This window comes from Tenacibaculum litoreum (assembly GCF_964513915.1).
Lineage (GTDB): Bacteria > Bacteroidota > Bacteroidia > Flavobacteriales > Flavobacteriaceae > Polaribacter > Polaribacter litoreum.
The window spans coordinates 295,552-316,925 of the sequence record NZ_CAZEQS010000003.1 but is presented as its reverse complement, the minus strand read 5'-3'; the positions used below and the strand labels follow the sequence as shown (position 1 = coordinate 316,925).

Sequence of the window (21,374 nt, the reverse complement as noted above, 5' to 3'; positions counted from 1 at the left end):
AATCGAAAAAATTAGCACTTCTACCTTATATAAATTAAATGAACTTTTAAATTAAAATTTTTACCTTTTTTATTATCCCAACAAATAGTCTCACACAAAAACAAATCATAAAGCACTGGTAATTAACACTTTTTTATTATTTTAGTTCGCTAAAAAAAATAAAAAGCTATGTCTAAAAAACCAGTTGCAACTCTAGGTAGTAATCATCAATGTCCAATGTATAGTGGATCTACACCTCATGTTGGTGGACCTATTACTAAAGGAGAACAAAATATTTTAATTAATGGTAAACCTGTGGCAACCATTGGCAGCATGTGCACATGTAATGCAGGTATAGATACTATAGTCACAGGAAATCCAAGTATTCTTGCTAATGGTAAGCCTATATCATGTATAGGTGATATGACTGCACATGGGGGAATTATTACTGCTGGAGAGGGTAATGTTCTTGTTAGTAGTAGCTCACCGCAATCAACTGTAGTAATGCCTATTGATCAAATTCCATTTCCTGATATTAGTTTTAAAGACAGAATTGGTGCTGCTTTTACTGGTAATACAAAAATGCTCAAACAAGCTGAAACTAATCAACAAAAAATAAAAGAACTTGCTGAGCAACAAGAAACAGAAGAAAAAAAGCTTCCAAAACTACAAGGTGAAATTATTTTTATAAATGGTTATTTAAGTGATATTGTAACAAACAGCGAGTCACATTGGAATGCCATGATGGACTTAAACCCTGATAAACCTGGTTGGTTTACTCTAAGAGGAGAAAACACAAACGAAAAAAATCGTATTGACCATGACGATTTTTATACCACTGAACAGCATGAAAAAGACCTGAACAAAAGTAAAGTTCGAAAAATAGTTGAAGAAAAACTTAGAAACCCTAGTACCTTAATTTTTAAAACTCCCGAAAGTAAATATTATGGTTACTGGAATGATATCGCTAATGACTATAAAGCTACAGAAACCTATGCCGAATACTTTAATGCAGAAGGTAGAGTACATTACATAAACGGTTCACATGGGTTAGGTAGTAGCGGAGCGCATAGAGTTGATCACGGTGTTGCATTAGGTTATGAATGGGCTCGTTATAATTGGAAGCTCATAAAAAAGGAAAAAGTTAATGCAAAAAAAGAAGAATCTCCACAAATAGAAAGCTATTCTCCACATTATAAACCCGTAACTATTGTTGGTCATAGTCAAGGTGCTTGTATGGCAGCAGGTGTAAAACTAGGTATTATTAAATATGCTAACGAAATGGGATGGAAAAAAGTAGCCATAAATACCATTTTTTTAGGAGTGCATCAACCTAAGGGGTTATATGGAAAAAACTACGATAGTCTTATTAAGAAAAAAACACAAGAGTACATGGTTTACAAAAATGCGGTACTTAGAGGAAAAAATGAAGATAGCGGACATAAATTTTTAAGTGCTATTTCTGAATTATATAGTCCTAAATATAAAAAGGTTTTTAACAAACGAGGTTTATTTGAACATGTAAAAGCTATTTGTTACGATTGGAACGCTTATAAAAGTAGAGCTGTACAATTTACTTTTCCAAACGACAGAGGTGATTTAGTAACTATAGATGGTGATATACCAGAAATAAAAAGTGCCTGTCATCCTAAAAAAGATGAAACCTTATTTAGTGCTGAATATTTTCATAAACAAGATAGTATTCCTTCGTATTACCAAACACAACAAAATAAAAAAATCATTGATTTGTCTATGTATGGAGCTGAAGGTGGTTATGTTGTTGTTCCTCCTTATGTAGCTGAAGAACGTTACGATTACGATGCTTTAGAAAAATTAGACTCCCCCACTGTAAACCAACAAATGCACGGTGTACATTGGAAGGGTTATAGTAGAGTGGCTATACGTTGGGGTGTAGCTATGAATGCCTTTAAACTAGCTAAATCAAGCTACCAAAAGTATACTAACCATAAATTTACCGCAGACGCTGTTGGTGATCTTTTAATTGGAACCTATACGTTTATAGAAAACAATCATAAAAAAATAACGTTATACAAAAAACTAATTGCTAATTATAAAAACAAAACGATTAAAACTAACCTTACTAATTTATTTGAAGGACATTTTAAAACTCCTATTAAAATACCAAAACATTTAACTCGTAAATGGAGGTATTCTAGCGACGAAAAGTATGCTATCATTCTATACAATTTAGCCTATGTAACTTATCAAAATATGCTACTACAATACGCTCCCCTACAAAGTGCTGATTTATATGCTCACTTTGCTCCTGTGGGACATATTTTACATACAAAATTATTACAAGACAAAAGTGGTAGTTTTAATGACCAGTACGGTAATACTTCTATATTTGAACGTATAAAAAATGCTGGAAAAGATAAATTCTATAGAATGAAATATAAAGTAGAACTTGGAAAAGAGCTTACAGATGAAGAAAAACGAAAACAAGAAAAAAAGAAAGTTGAAGAACTAAAAGATAAACTTATTGATTCTTCTATTGCTGACACAGAATATATAAATAATGTTATCAAAGCATACGTACACAAAAAGAAAAGTTATGAATCTAAGTTATATGATGAAAGTAAAAATAAAAATTAGTGCTATTTGTTTGCTTCTGTTAACTAGTTGTAATTATTTAAAAAAGAAAAAAGCTATACAAAAAATGGAAAAGGAATATACAGAATATCAAGATTTACATAAGCATCAAGGAACAGAAAATTATGATGTAATTACGTTGTTTAATGAACACTCTATAAGTGAAGAGAAATTAGCTGAACAAAAACAACTATTTTTATCTGTAATAGGTAAAGAAAAAGAAAAGTCTAAAAGAATAAAAGTAGATTTTTTCGGAAACCTATTAGGCACAGGTTTATCTTCTGAAACACTAATAGATGGTACTATGTCTGGGTATAAAACATATGGAAACTGGCTCATTAATAATGACACTACTTTAAATAAATATATAGACCCTTTTTTAAATAAAGAAATTAAAGATCCTTTAGATTATAATTTCAAAAATGTAGAAAAAAGAGAATGGTTACAAAAGTTCAAAGAACTATATTTAGATGCCTCATATGTACATATTGACTCATATGATTATTATTTTAAAATCAAAGAAAAGTGGTATTTAATTCAAACTTATAAAAAAGCAAAGGAGTTAAATATTGATATAAAAAAACAATATCCTTCCAAAATAGCTCCCGAAGAAGTACGTATGATAAAAATTCCTGAGGTCTTTGATAACTTATTAGAAAACAAAACCCTACAATTAGCTGAATATGTAGAAATGGACAAACAAAAAAGTAGTGGTTTAAACCCTATTAGTTTTTCTTCTGGTTATTACATGTTCGAATTACATTTACCACAAGGTGATATCTTAAAATTTAGACGTTATGGTGCCATGGGGTTTAATGCTGATATGAATATATATCAAATACCTAAAGAATTAGGTGGTAGCGACGAAGTTTTTTTTATAGAACAATTACCAAGACAAACTTATCCTGATAAATCCTTTGCTGGTTTTTATGCCATACGTCCTAAAAATTATAAAGAGTTACCTGAATACAAAGCTTATTTAGAAAAAGAAAAATAGAAACCAATAAATAGTATACTAAAATTATAGTAACCTAAAAAATTGTCTTAGTAAAATTTAAAGAGTTGTATAATAAAACTCAATTCATAGATTAGTTGAGCATAATAAACCTAAAAAATGAGAACATTAATTACACAATTTTTACTGTTATATTTACTGTCTAGTAATATTTCTTATTCACAAGAATTACACACTAGAAATACCAATTGGAAAAAAGAAAATTTAAAAAAACATGTTAAGTCTTATACAGAAACTAGTAATGTAGCAATAAAAAAAAATGGAAATATTATTCAATCTCTAGAGAAAACTTATTTATCAGGAAAAGAGAAATTTGTATTTAATAAACAAGGAAACTTAACGGAAAGATCTTTTTACCGTTATTCATCTAAAGTTCCATATCGCCAGTGGACATTTAATTATGACAGACAAGGAAATCAAATAAAATTTAGAGAGTGCGAAATTTATAATCAACTTCCAGAAAAATGTATTACTTCAAAATACGTTTACAAAAAAGCAGACAATCAAACAGAAATTAAGCTATATGAAGTTAGAGAGTTTTTTCCTGAAGCAGATGATGGTGAATATGTGCATAAAAAATGGATTTATACTTATAATACAAAAGGCTATTTGATAAAGGCAGAAGAATATTTTGGCAAGAAAAATTTAAAAGAAATAATGTCATATACCTATGATAGTGAAAATAATTTAATAGAAGAAAACCACGTTTATAATGGAAAAGAACATTCTAAAAACACTTTTAAATATGATAGAAAAAATAATGTTGTAGAACAAAAATATTGGTGCGAGGATAAAGATTTAAATAAAACAATTACTTATTCTTACGATGATAAAGGCAATGTAATAGCAGAAATTTTTAGTTCTTACACAGGAAATAAAATTTATAAAAAAAACACTTATAAATACAAATATGACAGAAATGAAAATTGGAAAGAACGTATAAAATATAAAAACAGTGTTCCAATACAGGTTTCAAAACGAATTTATAAATATTTTGATTAACTTCTTTGTATTACACACCTAAGAAACACGTTTTTATTTAGCTTTAATTGATTATTCTGGCTCCTTTTCGAAGGAAAAGCCATTCGTATTACGCCTCCACTAACCATTTCTGATGAAGAATTAAAAAAAGGGTGTAATCTTATGTTAAGTGAGTTGGATAAGTTGTAGTTTATCAATAATTCAACACCCTAAAATTATTAATAAGAGATAATAAAAAAAGAAGCAGAAACTTTAAACAACTGGACTAGTGCTTTTCATAGGAGCCATTATTATGTATAGTTTGTTTTTATTCAATACTAAACATTCTAATTCTATTAGGTCTAAACTTGCTATATTTTCCTAAGTTTATTTCATTATTACTTGGGTCGATATATGAATATATCACGGGGAATTTCTTTCCAACGCAATAGTCGGTTCCATCGTCACATTTAAAAGGGTAAACTTTTGCTTCACCTTCTTGAAATTTCCCATTCACCTTAAATATATATTTGATATAGTGTTTTTCACCTGTTTTAAAATGCTTAACTATTTTTCCTTCAGAATAAGCTTTATGGTCTGACAATTCTTTTTCTTTTATAAAAATATAAGTTATTATAGAAATAATAACGGTAAAAAATAACATTAAAAGTAAGTGGTCTTTTTTCATTATTTTAATAATTCAAGCTTTTTATGTTTATTATTAGTTTTATTGAGTTATAATTATACATAACGTTTATGTGTAAGGAACGTTGCGGGTTTGTGAGCGAGGGTTTCCCGAAGGAAAATCAGACGCAACAAACGTGCAACTACCTCTGTTTTAGCCTAACACCAGCAATTTTTCATATACGGTGTTGGCAATAGTTATTTTATTTTTTTTCCGTTTAGATATTCTTTTTTTGTTTCAATTCCTTTTTCATTTAGACAATATTCCGTTCCGTTTTTCTTTCCTTTTACATACTCACAACGATAAGTTAATTTTTCTCCGTTTTCTCCATATCCCAATTCAAGTCCGTTTTTCTTTTTTCCTAAATATTGACAACTGTATGTCAGTTTTCCTTTTTTAAATTGTTCAACAAGGATTTTTATTCCGTCATCATTATAAGTTATAGTTTCAAAAACTTCACCATTCAGATGGTATTTAATTTCTTTTGAAAGAACTAATGGTTTATTCGGATTATAAATTGTTTTATTTGAAACTCTTATTTCTTTTCCATTGTAGTATAAATTACTAGACAGAATAATTCCGTTTTTGTATTCCTCTTCATAAACTAAATGTCCGTTTTTCCGTTTGCTTTGAGCAATTCCAGTAAAGAGTTCGTCATTTGAAATTTTATAAACTAAATTATTGTCAATGTAAACTTCTTTCATTCCGATTATTTCTTGTGAAATCAGTTCGTTGAAAGTAAAAAACATTAATAAAATCATTAAGTTTCTCATTTAATCACAATTATTGCCAACTAGTTTATATGTAGAATAAACTTACTGGTATACTCCTTTTTTGGCAAGATAAGCAGCAATTTTTAGCTATTTTATTCTTCTTATTTTTTAGCAATATAGTTGTATTTTAGAAACTGTCAAAAAAGGTTTTCTTAAAAAAAGAACAACTTTTCTTGTTTTTTAGAACATAATTTATACATTTGGCTCAATGTTAAACAACAAAAGACATATTATCTCTATTTCAGCTGTAGATATTACGGCTTCTTTTGTTGGCACTACAACTACAATTACTACTACAACCCTTTAGGGGTTATTTTCTATACATATCATATCCGTATATATTTATTTTTTCAAAAGACTTGAAAACAGATAAATAGCTTAAAAAACCTTATTTTTAATTTATTATCCTTTTTAAAATGAACGTTTTAAAATTTGGTGGTTCTTCAGTAGCCAACCCTCAAAACATAGAAAAAGTAGTACAAATCATAGCCAATGCGTCTGTAAACAGTCCACTTATTGTGGTAGTTTCTGCTTTTGGAAAAACAACTAATAAACTCATCGCATCGGCAGAACAAGCTGCCCAAAACAATGCTAATTACCTTGAAAACTACCAAGAAGTTGAGCAATTGCATTTTGAAGTAATTGAAAAATTAGTTCCTGAAAATCAGCAAGAAGAAGTTAAAACCTATATAGCATCCCTTTTTAAACAATTAAAAACCTTGTTAGAAGGTTGTTTGTTACTAAACGAAATTACCCCCAAAACTCTAGCTACGATTAGTGGTTTTGGTGAATTATTGTCTTCATACATTATTGCAAACATAGCCAGTAAACAACTAGATGTGGTATATAAAGACAGTAGAGAACTAATCATCACTTCCAATGCTTTTGATAAAGCACAGGTTGATTTTCAACTAACCAACACCAATTGTAAGGAGTATTTTGACAAAAATAAGCACCAAGTAACTTTGTTACCTGGATTTATAGCTCGTACAAAAGATGGAAAATCAACTACTTTAGGACGTGGAGGTTCCGATTATTCTGCGGCTATTTATGCCGCTGCTGTAAATGCTAATGAATTACAAATATGGACAGATGTTAGTGGTATGTACACTGCGAATCCACATATGGTAAAACAGGCATTCCCTATTCCACATATTTCGTATCAAGAAGCCATGGAATTATCACATTTCGGGGCAAAGGTTATCTACCCTCCTACGATTCAACCAGTGTTGGAAAAGGAAATTCCTATTCGCATAAAAAATACCTTTGAACCTGAAAATGTAGGAACACTCATTTCAAAAATTACCGAAAACGGAAAACCTGTAAAAGGAATTTCTCATATCGAAAATATTACGCTATTAACGTTAGAAGGAAGTGGCATGGTAGGCGTTTCTGGTATTTCTAAACGTTTGTTCGAAACTTTATCGACACACAACATCAATGTAGTACTCATTACGCAAGCTTCTTCAGAACACTCTATCTGTGTGGGTATTTATGATGAAGATGCTGAAAAAGCAGCCTTAAAAATTAACGAAGCTTTCGCTTTTGAAATAGAGCGTCATAAAATAGATCCGATTATTGTAGAACAAGGATTGGCAATTATCGCTTTGGTAGGTGATAAAATGAGAAATCACCAAGGTTTAAGCGGACAAATGTTCAGCTCTTTAGGCAAAAACAATGTGAATATTCGTGCCATTGCCCAAGGGGCTTCAGAGAAAAACATTTCTGCTGTTATCGACAGTTCAGATGCCAAAAAAGCATTAAACACCCTACACGAGCAGTTTTTTGAAGAAAAAGTAAAGCAATTAAACTTGTTTGTTACGGGTGTAGGAAATGTCGGTGAACGCTTTTTAGCACAAATCCACCAGCAGAAAAAATACTTAAAAGAACAGTTGAAACTGAATGTACGTGTTGTAGGTATTTCCAATTCTAAACAAATGGTTTTTGATGAAGGTGGTATCAGCTTAAAATCGTGGAAAGAACAATTACAAAACGGAGAAGCAAGTACTTTAGAGCGCTTTTTTGAAAGAACAAAAGCGTTGAACCTTCGTAATTCGGTTTTTATTGACAATACTGCTAATCAAAAAGTTTCTGAGGTATACAAACACTATTTAGCCAACAATATTGGGGTGGTTACTTGTAATAAAATAGCCTGTGCTTCTGAATTAGACAATTATAAAAAGTTAAAGCACATTTCTCGAAAGTACAGCGTACCTTTTTTGTTTGAAACTAATGTGGGTGCTGGTTTACCTATTATTGACACACTTAAAAACTTAATTGCCTCTGGTGATCGAGTACATAAAATACAAGCCGTGTTATCAGGTTCTCTAAACTTTGTGTTCAATAATTTTAATGAGAGTACTTCATTTCACGATGTGGTACGACAAGCACAAGAACAAGGATATACCGAACCGGATCCTAAAATTGATTTAAGTGGTGTGGATGTAGCCAGAAAAATATTAATTCTTGCACGTGAGAGTGGTTATGATTTGGAACTTTCTGATATTGAAAACAATGCATTTTTACCTAAAAAAAGTTTAGAAACTACCAACAATGATGATTTTTATGCTTCTTTAACTGAATTTGAGGCACAGTTTCAACAATTATACAAAGAAGCTGCCGACAAAAATTGTCGTTTAAAATATGTTGCTGAATTCAATGATGGAAAAGCAAGTGTAGGTTTACAACACATTCCGTTTAATCATCCTTTTTATAATTTAGAAGGTAGCGACAATATCGTATTGTTTTTTACAGATAGATATCCTGTAAATCCGTTACAAATAAAAGGAGCTGGTGCGGGTGCTGAAGTAACTGCTTCAGGAATTTTTGCTGACGTTATACGAATTGGAAATCAATAGTGTATGGAAAAACGTTATCAAAATATCATACAAATCTATAACAATGTAGCACAGGCGTATCAAGATAAATTTGCCAATGATACCGTGTACAATCATAGTTATGACCTCCTTTTAAAGCAGATGGAACCGACTCACCATAATGTGTTAGATGTAGCTTGTGGTTTTGGTAAGATTACCAATTACCTACTACGTCATAACACTACACTTTCTGTTGTAGGTATTGACGCTGCTGAAAACATGGTAAATTTAGCCCGACAAAACAATCCAAAGGCTTCATTTAAGGTACTAGATTGCAGAGATATTACTAGTTTACAACAAGGTTTTGATGTTATTATCTTCGGATTTTGTTTTCCGTATCTTACCAAAGAGGATGCTCTAAAACTTATAAAGGATGCCGCTACTATGTTACGTCCAGACGGATTGCTATACATCAGCACCATGATTGGAGATTACGAAAAAGACTCTCGTATAAGCTCTAGTTCCGATGGAAAAAACTCGATGTTTATTCATTATCACGAACCAGAATATTTGATAGAGGCTCTAGAAGCACAAGGATTCAAGATTTTAGAAAATTACACCAAACTATATCAAGAAGGTGGTGATACCGACTTGTTTTTAATTGCAAAAAAATGAACTATATAAAAATATTTTCACCTGCAACTGTTGCTAATGTTTCCTGCGGATTTGATGCTTTAGGTTTAGCACTCGAAACTGTTGGTGATACGATGACTTTTACCAAAACAGCTACAAAAGGTGTAAAAATTACCCAAATAACTGGAGCTGATTTGCCTTCTAACCCACAAGTAAATGCTGCGGGAGTGGTTGCGTTAGCGATGTTAGAAAAACATCCCGTTGACTTTGGTATCGACATCACTATTCATAAAGGGTATACTCCAGGAAGTGGTTTAGGTAGCAGCGCTGCCAGTGCTGCGGGTGCTGCGTTTGGTGTAAATCAGCTGTTAGGAGACATCTTCTCCCCTCTTGAATTGACACAGTTTGCGATGTTAGGAGAAGAAGCCACTTGCGGAACTCCAATAGCTGATAATGTTTCTGCGGCTATTTATGGTGGTTTTACGTTGGTGCGTAGTTACGAACCTTTAAGTATTGTAAAGATTCCTGTACCTGCTGATTTAAGAGTGGTGGCAATTCATCCTCAAGTTGAAGTGAAAACCAAAGATGCCAGAGAGGTATTACCGAAAGAAGTTCCTTTAAAAGATGCTGTTACGCAATGGGCTAATGTTGGTGGATTGATTAGTGGATTGTATACCAATGATTATCAATTAATAGCGGATTCATTAACCGATATCATTGTTGAACCTGCTCGTAAACATCTGATTCCACATTTTGATGAAGTGAAGCAACAAGCAATTAAAGCAGGAGCTTTAGGAGCAGGAATTTCAGGTTCTGGTCCAACTATTTTCACTTTATGTAGAGGTGATGAAACTGCTGAAAATGTTTACAAAACCATACAAAACACTTACCAAGACAAACAAATTGATTTTAACATGATTCTTTCTAAAATCAATACAGAAGGAATTAAAATTTTAGAACAACACTAAACACGAAATTATGAACTATTATAGTCTCAATCATAAATCACCTAACGTTAGCTTTGAAGAAGCTGTAGTAAACGGATTAGCTCCAGATAGAGGATTGTATTTTCCTGAAAACGTTACGCCACTATCAAAAGAATTTATTGATAATATTGGTGAATATTCTAATGAAGAAATTGCGTATGAAGCCATCAAACAATTTGTGGGTGATGAAATTCCGAAGGAAGTTTTACAAAAAATCATTAAAGAAACCATCAATTTTGAGTTTCCTGTGGTATCTATTGAAGAAAACATCGGTACACTAGAATTATTTCATGGACCTACCATGGCATTTAAAGATGTAGGTGCTCGTTTTATGGCACGTTGCTTAGGATATTTTAATCGCGATAAAGATCAACAAGTAACTGTATTGGTTGCTACTTCAGGTGATACTGGAGGAGCTGTTGCTAATGGATTTTTAGGAGTTAAGGGTGTAGATGTGGTGATACTCTATCCTAGCGGAAAAGTAAGTGATATTCAAGAAAAGCAATTAACAACCTTAGGACAAAACATCACTGCTTTAGAAGTCGATGGTGTTTTTGACGATTGCCAAGACATGGTAAAAACTGCTTTTTTAGATGCAGATATCAATCGTACCTTAACCTCAGCAAACTCCATAAATATTGCACGTTGGTTACCACAAATGTTTTACTTTTTCTTTGCCTATAAACAAGTGTATAAACAACATAAAGAAGTAGTTTTTTCAGTACCTAGTGGGAATTTTGGAAATATTTGCGCGGGAATTATGGCGCAAAAACTAGATTTACCTATCAAACATTTTGTGGCTTCGACCAATGCAAATGATACTGTTCCTAATTATTTAACAAGTGGTGAATACCACCCTAAACCATCTAAAGCAACCATATCGAATGCGATGGATGTTGGAAACCCGAGTAACTTTATCAGAATTCAAGAATTATTTAATAACGATTTAGGGCTTTTAAAAGCTGCATTTTCTTCTTTTTCTTTTTCTGATGATGAAACTCGTGACGCTATGAAAAACATCTATGAGAACTCTAATTATATTGCTGATCCGCATGGAGCTGTTGGCTATTTAGGTTTGAAAAAATACGAATTACAAAACGAGTTTGGAATTTTCTTAGAAACTGCACATCCCGTAAAATTTTTAGATGTTGTTGAAGAGGTTTTAAATGTAACTGTTGAAATTCCCCCACAAATAGCATCTGTAATAGACAAACAAAAGAAAGCTATACAAATTAGTTCCTATCAAAAATTGAAAGATTTTTTAAATGCTTAAAACAAAAAAAATGCCTCAAATATGAGGCATTTTAAATTTCTATATAGTTCTTTATTTACAATTTACTCTTTGCTTCTTGTAAGCCTTCTTTCATAACTTCGTCAAATTGAGAGCTTGGATAGTCTTTTATTCCCTTTTCAAAAAACTTACTGGCATTTTTATAATCCTTGTACTTTAAATAAAACTGCCCCAGCCTATTTTGCCAATACGCACTTTGATATCTTTTAGTTTCTAAAACATCTTTAAATTCTTCCATAAAAAAACTAAAGTATTTAAAGTTATCACGTTTCCACGCCAACCATATCAATGCATTTTTTGTGCTGTTATCTATTCTACCATCACCTCCAAAACGTTTAGCTCTTTCCTTAAAATAAGATTTTAGATAAGGAACCCCTCCTGCTTTTTCATAAGCTTCAATACTTTCAAACACCAATGAATCGTAGTTATGATAATAATACATGATTCCCTTGTACATAGCCAAATGTGGCATTGTTTCATGTACCTCATCATTAAATAACTCATACTTCCAAAGTAAATTTTCAGGATTGTGTTTTTTTAATATTTTATTAAACTCTTCCGTAGATTCAATATAATATATATCTCTTTTAGAATTTGCTATGTATAAATATACATCACTATCTGATTCAAAACTTTCAACTAGCTTTTCAGAAGCATAGCCTCCATCCGTTATAATTGCTCCTTGAAATAAGTCTTTTTCTTCTAAAATGAGTTTACTTATATAATATGCAGCAGCCTCCCAACCATAAATAACACGTTCGTTCGTAGTTCTAAATTTATCATCTATAAATTTGATTACTTCGTCTTTTAAAAAAGAGGTAAACTTTTGTCTCTCTCCATTAAATAATGTTCTTCTTAAAGGATTTTCATTTTTTATTCCTACAATAATCATTTCTGGAATTGCTCCAGGTGTTCTCAATGATTTCTGAATAGCTACACCATTGATAAAAAACCACTGACCGTCTAAAATATACAAAACAGGATATTCCTCTTTTGAATTAGTATAACTATCGGGTAAATAAACCTGAATCTCTCTATCTTGATTTAAAATAGTTGATTTAATAGTATAATTAGTTCCTATGGTAACTTTGCTATCTTGTGTTTGAGAAAATGAATAAAGGGTACAAAATAAAGTGAGTAATAGCGTAATATGTTTAGTCATTTGGTAAAAGTTTAAACTCAAATGTAAAAATATGATTGCCAAATAATTAACATTTGAGTTTTTTTTATAAATACTTTAACTAAAATTAAAGCTCTACCACATTATCTACTAAATTTTCATCATTTCTAGTTCCGTAAGGATCTATAGCAATATAATTAGGTTTTTCATTTACTATACATAGGACTTCAGTAAGTTCTTTAGTCAATTGTTTAGACTCATAAAATAACACAGTATTGTTGTCTTTTACTAGTGAAGGATGGGTTGTAAAGATTCCTATTTTAATAGGCTCATTAATCCCTATTTCTTTAATATCTCCATCTGATAATGTTTCAAATCGTTTCGCTTTTATGGTTGCTTTAACTTCATAAGTTCCATCAGATAACTTCTTACACAAACTTTTTTCTACAGCTATATCATAAGTTATTACCCTTTTAAACCAATCATTTACCAATTGGTGATATTCTTCGGGAGTAATCTTATATATTTCTTCAAGTAATTCTATTGTATGTGCTTTAGGGGTGCTATCTAATCGATGCTTTTCTGTCATATTTTTCAATACCTTATTTACTTGCTTCTCTCCTATTAAATCTCTCAATGCCATCAACATTGTATAAGCTTTACCATAAGAAATATAACCTTCTTCTTGTACTTTATAAATTGGAGGTTCCATATTTCCGCCAAATGCTCTTCCTAAAAAGTACCTTCGACGTGCATCTTCAGCTAACTCATACAAAGCGCGCTTTCCGTACATCTTTTCTAATACTACTCCTTCTGTATATTTAGCTAGTCCTTCTACTAATAAAGAACCACCTGCTACTGGTTTGGCTGTTAACGTATGTCCCCACCATTGATGAGCCACTTCATGAATCGTTCTTTTAGCTACCAAATTAAATTTGTTTTCATCTCGTATATCTGACAAATACAAACGATCTTCAGTCATACTAATAACTCCTGGATGTGCAAATCCACCAAATCCCCAATGCGAAGGTACTTCTGCTATACGAACGTGATTAAAATTGTATGAACCAAAGTTTTCTTGGCAATATGCTAGGGCTTCTTTCGTACTATTTTCTATTGTATTGATATTAAAATTATGACTAGGATTGTAATATTGTTCTACTGCTATTCCTTTGTGTGTTGTTTTTTGAGTTTCATATTTTGCAGAAAAGTAAGCTACTATAGGAAATATTTCACCTTTTGATTTGTAGTGATAATAGTTTCTATTATTCTCTGACCAAGTTCGTATCAATTCTCCTGAGCTTATAGCCGTTTGATCGTTACTAGTAGATACAACCGTTTCAAATTGTACCTTTTCAATTTTAATATCTTCTAGGGCTATGTGGGCGTCTGAATTATCTTCGTCTTTTCTTTCTGGTAAACCTCTCTTTTTACGTTCAGTTCTGTCAGCAATTTCAAATCCAGCAGCATATCCTATGATAGGTTCAAAATTTCTAGATGTAATGTAGGTTCCGTTGTGAACAATACTTTTATCTTCCTCGTATCCTTTCACTTCTTTCTCTATAGTAAATGTGTATTGTACTGAATCATTAGGTTGTAACTTCTTCTTAAACTCAAACACATAGGCTCCATTCACCGTATCTTTTACCATCAAACGAGTGTTTTCTATATTGAGCTGTTTTACTGGGATTCTCTCTGTTATTAATAATTTAGATAATGCTTTATCACTTTTGTTCTTTAAAACATAATTTGCTTTGATAGTATACTTTCTTTCCTTTGGAAAAATGGCTACTGTCGTTTTTTGAGAAACTGGATATAACTTTTCTAATGTCTCATACTGTTTATACGTCCGTTCATAATTTTCACTAAAATTTAAGTAATCGTTATCGGTTTGATAGTCTGAAACAATATTAGTGTTGTAGAATACCAAACTTCCCGCTCCTACAGCTACTAAAAGAAAGCTTAAAAACAGTACGCTACCTATTCGATTATTCTTTTCTTTCAATTGTTTTATTTTATACGAAAAGTCTTTTATTATTCCTCTGTTCCATAGTTTAAAGGCTATTAAACCTAAAAGCGTCCCCAAACTTAGCCAGTATATGGATAAGTGATTAAACTGTGTAGTATTACTGTTATGCATAGTCATGTCTCCAAAATTCACTCTTGGCATAAAACCTATACTTGTTAAAGGGTGTTCTAAACCTATAAGATTTGCTTTCATCGTAACAATAACCAACAAACCAAAAACTCCCATTCCTACATACTTACTTTTAACGATGCCATTTACAAATATGGACAACATAGCATATACAATTAATTGCATCCCATAATAATAAAATACAGAAGCATACATTACAAAGTCTATACTTGTAAAACCTAAACTTACCTGAAAAGTAATACAAATGAACACACCTAGGACTATTAATAGCATGGGCAGTAATAATAAACTAATAAGCTTAGCTACAAAAAACACCCAGTTTTTTACTGGAGTAGCATCTATGATTAAATTAAAATTCATACTGTGTTCTCTCCATACAATCTCTGAACCATAAAAAATTAGTAATAAGAGTCCAAAAAGAGTTAACGGACTTGTTATAAGTTCTATCAACTGATTTGTTAAAGGATATATACTAACCCCATATTCGCGTCCTTCTACAACGTTTGCATACAGTTCAGAAAAAACAATTAGCAACCACATAGCTACAATTACTAAAAAAGGTAAGCTTCTAAACACACTATTTAATTCTAGTCGTATCAAAGACAAAAGCGACTTTATTTGTGCTTTAAAATTGTATACACCTTTTATTGGTTTATAAGAAATTAATTGTTTTGTCTCATTTTTTAGTGTTTTTTCTTTCTTTACTTTCTTCATCATTTTCCTAAAAGAGAAACTCTTGTAAGTGAGGAACAATATTCCTAAAGAAAAAGCTATCCATAGAGCTCTATTCAATAAAAACAACCCCGAAAAAGAAAGTAACTGCGTGTTTTTTTGATAGGCTGTCCAATATTGAGTTTGCTCAAAAAAAGCGGCTACTCCAAAAGAATCTGCTATTGCTGCTACTGACATCATCTCTGGTGACGCTGGAATAGATTGTGCTAACAAAGGTGAGTTTAAGAAAATAGAACTCACAAAATATAACATATAAATACATACAGCACTTGCGTAGGTTGCAATGCTATTTTTGGTAAATATGCTCACAGAGAATATTAAAGAAGTACATATAAAAATATTAGGCAGTACTATATAGAACCAAGGCTGTATATAATTAAGTAAACTAAAAGCCCCCAATCTTTCCTCATCTAAACTAGAAAAGTAGTTTCCAAGTATATATCCTATTATAAAAGGAGAAAAAGCCAAGACACTAAAGATAAAAGTCCCTAAAAAACGACTCCAGAAATAATTCTGCTTTGTTATTGAAGAACTATAAATTAAGCCTTCCATATGATGCTGTTTGTCTCTTATGGTAGCTGTTACCGTAAAAAACATGATGATAAAAACGCTCCCTAAGGTAAAAAGTCCTGTATGAAAGTAAACTTGATAAACAGCATTGAAATTAACTCCTGTAGGAGCATGTCCTTGGCTTCCTATAAAACATCCTAGTCCTAAAAACAGTAATGCAAATAAAGGAAATGCACGTTGTTTTAATTGATAATAAATTTCAAATTGTAATAATTTCTTAAACATAGCTTAGGCTTTTTTATGGTGAAACAATGTTGTGAAGTAGTAATCTTCTAAATTTGGAATAATTCTTTCAAAGCCATTTGATAAAATAGTTTTAGAAAAAACTCTTATTTGCGTCTCACCTGCGACTAATTTGGTTGAAATAACATCGTACAGTTTTTTATAGTGCTCAATTTCATTTTTAGCTATGATTTTTGTCCAAATATTGTTTTGAATACTCGCTACTAATTCTTTTGGATTTCCTTGTGAAATGATTTGACCTTCCGATAATATTGCCATTTTCGTACACAAGTTTCGAACGTCTTCTACTATGTGAGTAGATAAGATGACAATCACATTCTCTCCTATTTCACTTAAAAGATTTAAAAAACGATTACTTTCTTCTGGATCTAAACCAGCAGTAGGTTCATCTACAATAATTAATTTAGGGTTTGCCAATAAAGCTTGTGCTATACCAAAACGTTGTCGCATACCACCTGAAAAAGTATGTATCGCTTTCTTTCTGTGCTGATATAGGTTTACCTGTTGTAATAATGAAGCTACTTGGTTTTTGCGTTCAGTATTATTAGTAATCCCTTTTAAAATTGCTAAATGGTCTAATAATTTCTCGGCAGATACTTTAGGATATACACCAAACTCTTGAGGTAAATACCCTAAGTATTTTCGTATTTCTTCAGGTTTGTTAATAACGTCATAATCATTAAATACAATTTTTCCTGAAGAGGGTTCTTGTAAAGAAGCTATGGTACGCATTAAAGAAGACTTACCTGCTCCATTAGCACCTAACAAGCCAAACATTCCGTTTGAAATTTTTAAGTTGATTCCGTTTAATGCCTTAACTCCGTTAGGATATGTTTTGGTAAGGTTTGTTATAGTTAATGTATTCATGTAAGATTTGTTTTATTTACAACAAATCTCTACTCCCTTTCCTTTTAAATAAATTAAAAATGACGTATTCTCTTGTTTTTAACTCACACAATGTATATTTAATTACTAACCAAAATTCATCTAAAAAATCTCTTTGTTCATTTCAAAAACAATAGTGTTTATCAATATAATTGTGAGAACAGTTTTACATGAGTAATTTTGAAGTATGATTGAACTTTTAAAGAAATACAAAGCCTTTTTTATTGGACTTCTAATTATAATTCCAGTATTCATTCTATTGGATTATCTTAATTTTCTTAATATTCCAAGAGACCAACCTGTTGAGGTTATTGTAATTACTGCTTTTTGGGCACTAGTCATTGCTTTGCCCATACATAATTATCAATACTTAAAAAGAAAAAAGAAAGCTGTAATTGGTATTACTTCTCTTTTTGTACTACTTTTTTTTACAGTACTTTATGATTCTTACATGAAGCTTCCAGACAATCCAATCACCTTCATTTCTTTAATGATTTTTTGGTTTGGTTTGGCTTATTTTTTAGTTCCTAATTTCATAAAAAAGTATTGGAAGTTTATTGTCTTTTTGTATACCCCTTTACTTATCTACTTTTTATACCTCAGGTTGTTTTCTGGTGATTTGGAAGCCTATTTAAAAGTAAAAGAAGAAACTCCTTTTTATATATTCTTTTTACCCATTCCTATTTTCTTTGTTCTTTGGATTTTTGAACAATGGAAATGGGTACAAGAGTTAAAAAAGGAAAAATCTAAAACAGAATTAGCATTGCTAAAAACTCAAATAAACCCTCATTTTTTCTTCAACACTCTCAATAACTTATACGCACTGACAGTCAAAAATTCACCCCAAGCTCCAGAAGTTATTTTAAAACTATCTGACATGATGCGTTATACCATTTATGATGGAGAAAAAGAAAAAGTAAAAATTTCGGAAGAAATAGAATACCTAAATAATTACATCGAACTTCATAAAATTCGTTACAAAAAGTCAGTAGAAATAACCTTCAATCATAATATTGATACTACCTATAATGTTCCTCCTCTATTATATATTATCTTACTTGAAAATGCCTTTAAACATGGTATAGAAACACTAGCTGAAAATGCTTTTATTCATATCAATTTATATGAAGACAATAATTTTATTTACTTTGACATAGAAAACAATTTTGATGCCAATGAACTCAATAATTCTAAAGGAATTGGATTACAAAACCTAAAACGAAGATTATCTTTGTTATACAATCAACAACATGAGCTAAATATTAGTTCTCAAAAAAACATCTATAAAACACAGTTAAAAATACCAAAGCATGCTTAAATATATAATTATTGATGATGAACCTTTAGCTCATGAAATTATAACAGAATTTTGTAGTATGCTACCTCATATTCAATTAGAAAAAAGCTGCTACAATGCTATGGAGGCTATCCAGTTTTTAAATGAACATACCGTTGATTTCATGTTTCTAGATATAAACATGCCCAAATTAAAAGGTTTAGATTTTTTAAAAACGCTATCAACCCCACCTAAAACCATTATCACTACTGCCTACAAAGAATATGCTCTTGAAGGATTTGAACTCAATGTTGTGGACTATCTTTTAAAACCTTTTAGTTTTGATCGTTTGGTAAAAGCTGTTAATAAAGTATCAGATACTGTGTCTACCCAAACACCCCACATAGAAAGTATAAAGGCAAGTCAAGCCAATACCCGATTTTTTATCAAGGGAGATAAAAAATACCATCAAATTGATTTAAGTGATTTATTATTTATAGAAGCTTACGGAAACTACACAAAGCTATTTTTAATAGATGAAATGATTGTGAGTCATGAAAAGATTTCTCATTATGAATCTCTGTTAAACCCCAACCAATTTTTAAGAGTACACAAATCATTTATCGTTGCTATTGATAAAATTAAATTTATAGAAGGTAATCGTATTATAATTCAAGAACAAAAAGTTCCAATAGGGCAAACTTATAAGAGTTTGGTTAGCAAACTGTATAATTAATCAAGGCTGCGTATTTTTTTAATAATTGTCTTTTATTTTTTATAGATTTATGCATCAACAAAACCATTTGTATGCATATATCTTCAACAATTACACGCCTTTTTGATTTTCCATATCATCAGCTAGAAAACTATCCGCAACAAGATTGCCTTGTTTCTAAAGAGAATAATGAATGGAAAAGTATTTCTACACAAAAATACATTGAAGACGCTAATACCATAAGTAAGGCATTACTAAACCTTGGAGTAAAACCAGGAGATAAAATAGCTGTGATTACTTCTGTAAATCAACCCAAATGGCATTTGTTAGATATTGGTGTTATGCAAATAGGCGCTGTCAATGTTCCTTTATACCCTACATTTTCTGAAAAAGACTACGCGTATATCTTACACCATTCAGATAGTATGTACTGCTTTGTTTCTGATGATGAACTCTATCAAAAAGTAATCAAAATTCAAGGACAAACACAACTTAAAAAAGTGTTTACTTTTGAAGAATTAGAAACAGATTACAGTTGGAGTTCCTTTCTAAATATTGGTAATGATGAAACACTTGAACCAAAAGTTGAAGAATTAAAAGGGATTGTAAAACCATCTGACTTAGCCACCATTATATATACTTCAGGTACCACAGGTACACCCAAAGGAGTAATGCTCTCTCATAATAACATAGTTAGCAATGTTTTTGCTGTTGGAAAAAGGCTCGATTTACAAGGAAATCAAAAAAGAGTAATCAGCTACTTACCAATATGTCACATCTTTGAGCGTGCTGCATCTTATTATTGTCAATATATGGGTTTCGAAATTCATTTTGCTGAAAGTATTGATAAAGTTGGAGATAATTTACGGGAAATTCAGCCTCATTTTATGGCGGTTGTACCACGATTACTCGAAAAGGTTTTTGATAAAATTGTAGATAAAGGAAGTAATCTATCAGGTTTAAAAAAACGACTGTTCTTTTGGGCATTACAATTAGGGGAAGATTACCAACCTTATAATGCAAACGGTTGGTGGTATGAATTCAAACTCTCTATAGCACGCAAACTTATTTTTTCTAAATGGAAAGAAGCCTTAGGAGGAAATTTAGAGTTCATGTTAGCGGGGAGTGCACCTACTCAAGCCAGACTTGTAAGAATATTCACTGCGGCAGGAATCCCTGTTTTTGAAGGCTATGGGCTTACCGAAACCTCTCCTGCAATTTCTGTTACCGATATGAGAAACAACGGCTTTAAAATAGGGACTGTTGGAAAGGTAATTGAAAACGTAACAGTAAAAATAGCTAAGGATGGAGAAATCGTAGTGAAAGGTCCTAATGTAATGATGGGCTACTATAAAGATTCAGAAAAAACTAACGAATCAATTATAAATGGCTATTTCCATACAGGAGACATTGGAGAACTAGACAATGAAGGATTTTTAAAAATTACTGATAGAAAAAAAGAAATTTTTAAAACCTCTGGAGGTAAATATATAGCTCCCGCTATCTTAGAAAGTGAGTTAAAAAAATCACGTTTTATAGAGCAAGTTATGGTGATTGGTGAAGGCGAAAAAATGCCAGCTGCATTAATTCAAGTTGCTTTCGAATTTGTTCAAGAATGGTCAAAAAGACACAACCATACAATTGCGGATATTACTACAGATGAGAAACTACTCAAACGAATTCAAAAAGAAATTGATATTTGCAATGAAAAATTTGGGAAATGGGAACAAATAAAACGTTTTGAAATAACTCCCGATGAATGGACGACCAATTCTGGTCATTTAACTCCGACATTGAAAATGAGACGAAAAATAATCTTAGAAAAATACAATAGTTTGCATCAAAAAATATATAATCCTCAATAAATCAACCAGTAAACTACAACTTGTGCAATCGGGGTATTTTTCATACTTTGCAAAGCCCA

15 protein-coding genes are annotated in these 21,374 nt (G+C 31.3%); 10 read left to right on the top strand and 5 right to left on the bottom strand.

Annotation, left to right across the window (positions count from 1 at the left end):
• Positions 1 to 168 precede the first annotated feature (168 nt).
• The 3 genes from ACKTTR_RS07460 (at position 169) to ACKTTR_RS07450 (ending at position 4,609) form a co-directional block, all read left to right on the top strand.
• Positions 169 to 2,595: a PAAR domain-containing protein gene (locus ACKTTR_RS07460; RefSeq protein WP_408027247.1), complete on the top strand. Its 2,427-nt coding sequence runs from the start codon at positions 169 to 171 to the stop codon at positions 2,593 to 2,595.
• Positions 2,555 to 3,589, top strand: a complete 1,035-nt coding sequence (locus ACKTTR_RS07455) for a hypothetical protein (RefSeq protein ID WP_408028010.1) — start codon at positions 2,555 to 2,557, stop codon at positions 3,587 to 3,589. The genes ACKTTR_RS07460 and ACKTTR_RS07455 overlap by 41 nt, the downstream gene beginning before the upstream one ends.
• A gap of 117 nt (positions 3,590 to 3,706) precedes the next feature.
• Positions 3,707 to 4,609, top strand: coding sequence for a hypothetical protein (locus ACKTTR_RS07450; RefSeq protein WP_408027246.1), 903 nt, complete (start codon positions 3,707 to 3,709; stop codon positions 4,607 to 4,609).
• Between the two features lie 286 nt (positions 4,610 to 4,895).
• On the opposite strand, the gene ACKTTR_RS07445 is transcribed toward ACKTTR_RS07450, so the two are convergent.
• Together ACKTTR_RS07445 and ACKTTR_RS07440 are read right to left on the bottom strand one after the other, a co-directional pair.
• A complete protein-coding gene (locus ACKTTR_RS07445) occupies positions 4,896 to 5,255 on the bottom strand; it encodes a hypothetical protein (RefSeq protein WP_408027245.1) in 360 nt (119 codons plus the stop codon).
• Positions 5,256 to 5,449: 194 nt separating this feature from the next.
• On the bottom strand, positions 5,450 to 6,025 hold the full coding sequence (locus ACKTTR_RS07440; protein WP_408027244.1) for a toxin-antitoxin system YwqK family antitoxin: 576 nt from the start codon (positions 6,023 to 6,025) through the stop codon (positions 5,450 to 5,452).
• A 416-nt stretch (positions 6,026 to 6,441) separates the two neighbouring features.
• Here ACKTTR_RS07440 and thrA point away from each other — a divergent pair, with 416 nt between their 5' ends.
• The 4 genes from thrA to thrC are packed head-to-tail and all read left to right on the top strand — an operon-like array spanning position 6,442 to position 11,733.
• The gene (gene thrA, locus ACKTTR_RS07435; protein ID WP_408027243.1) at positions 6,442 to 8,883 is read left to right on the top strand and encodes a bifunctional aspartate kinase/homoserine dehydrogenase I; all 2,442 of its coding nucleotides are present in this window, start codon (positions 6,442 to 6,444) and stop codon (positions 8,881 to 8,883) included.
• A 3-nt stretch (positions 8,884 to 8,886) separates the two neighbouring features.
• Positions 8,887 to 9,516 carry a class I SAM-dependent methyltransferase gene (locus ACKTTR_RS07430; RefSeq protein WP_408027242.1) on the top strand — a complete coding sequence of 210 codons (630 nt, stop codon included), beginning with the start codon at positions 8,887 to 8,889 and terminating at the stop codon, positions 9,514 to 9,516.
• On the top strand, positions 9,513 to 10,442 hold the full coding sequence (locus ACKTTR_RS07425; protein ID WP_408027241.1) for a homoserine kinase: 930 nt from the start codon (positions 9,513 to 9,515) through the stop codon (positions 10,440 to 10,442). Before ACKTTR_RS07430 ends, ACKTTR_RS07425 begins: the two co-directional genes overlap by 4 nt.
• 10 nt (positions 10,443 to 10,452) lie before the next feature.
• A complete protein-coding gene (gene thrC / locus ACKTTR_RS07420; RefSeq protein ID WP_408027240.1) occupies positions 10,453 to 11,733 on the top strand; it encodes a threonine synthase in 1,281 nt (426 codons plus the stop codon).
• Positions 11,734 to 11,788: 55 nt separating this feature from the next.
• Here thrC and ACKTTR_RS07415 read toward each other — a convergent pair whose 3' ends face one another.
• The 3 genes from ACKTTR_RS07415 to ACKTTR_RS07405 all read right to left on the bottom strand — a co-directional run bounded on the left by ACKTTR_RS07415 (position 11,789) and on the right by ACKTTR_RS07405 (position 17,441).
• The gene (locus tag ACKTTR_RS07415; RefSeq protein ID WP_408027239.1) at positions 11,789 to 12,913 is read right to left on the bottom strand and encodes an alpha/beta hydrolase-fold protein; all 1,125 of its coding nucleotides are present in this window, start codon (positions 12,911 to 12,913) and stop codon (positions 11,789 to 11,791) included.
• An 85-nt stretch (positions 12,914 to 12,998) separates the two neighbouring features.
• Positions 12,999 to 16,556, bottom strand: a complete 3,558-nt coding sequence (locus ACKTTR_RS07410; RefSeq protein WP_408027238.1) for an ABC transporter permease/M1 family aminopeptidase — start codon at positions 16,554 to 16,556, stop codon at positions 12,999 to 13,001.
• 3 nt (positions 16,557 to 16,559) lie between these two features.
• Positions 16,560 to 17,441, bottom strand: coding sequence for an ABC transporter ATP-binding protein (locus ACKTTR_RS07405; RefSeq protein ID WP_408027237.1), 882 nt, complete (start codon positions 17,439 to 17,441; stop codon positions 16,560 to 16,562).
• 205 nt (positions 17,442 to 17,646) lie between these two features.
• Here ACKTTR_RS07405 and ACKTTR_RS07400 point away from each other — a divergent pair, with 205 nt between their 5' ends.
• From ACKTTR_RS07400 to ACKTTR_RS07390, 3 genes are all read left to right on the top strand, one after another.
• Positions 17,647 to 18,777 carry a sensor histidine kinase gene (locus tag ACKTTR_RS07400; RefSeq protein WP_408027236.1) on the top strand — a complete coding sequence of 377 codons (1,131 nt, stop codon included), beginning with the start codon at positions 17,647 to 17,649 and terminating at the stop codon, positions 18,775 to 18,777.
• A complete protein-coding gene (locus tag ACKTTR_RS07395) occupies positions 18,770 to 19,471 on the top strand; it encodes a LytR/AlgR family response regulator transcription factor (RefSeq protein WP_408027235.1) in 702 nt (233 codons plus the stop codon). The genes ACKTTR_RS07400 and ACKTTR_RS07395 overlap by 8 nt, the downstream gene beginning before the upstream one ends.
• A gap of 71 nt (positions 19,472 to 19,542) precedes the next feature.
• Positions 19,543 to 21,315 (top strand): AMP-dependent synthetase/ligase, encoded by a 1,773-nt coding sequence (locus tag ACKTTR_RS07390; RefSeq protein WP_408027234.1) that lies wholly within the window; start codon positions 19,543 to 19,545, stop codon positions 21,313 to 21,315.
• The last annotated feature ends 59 nt before the right edge of the window (positions 21,316 to 21,374 follow it).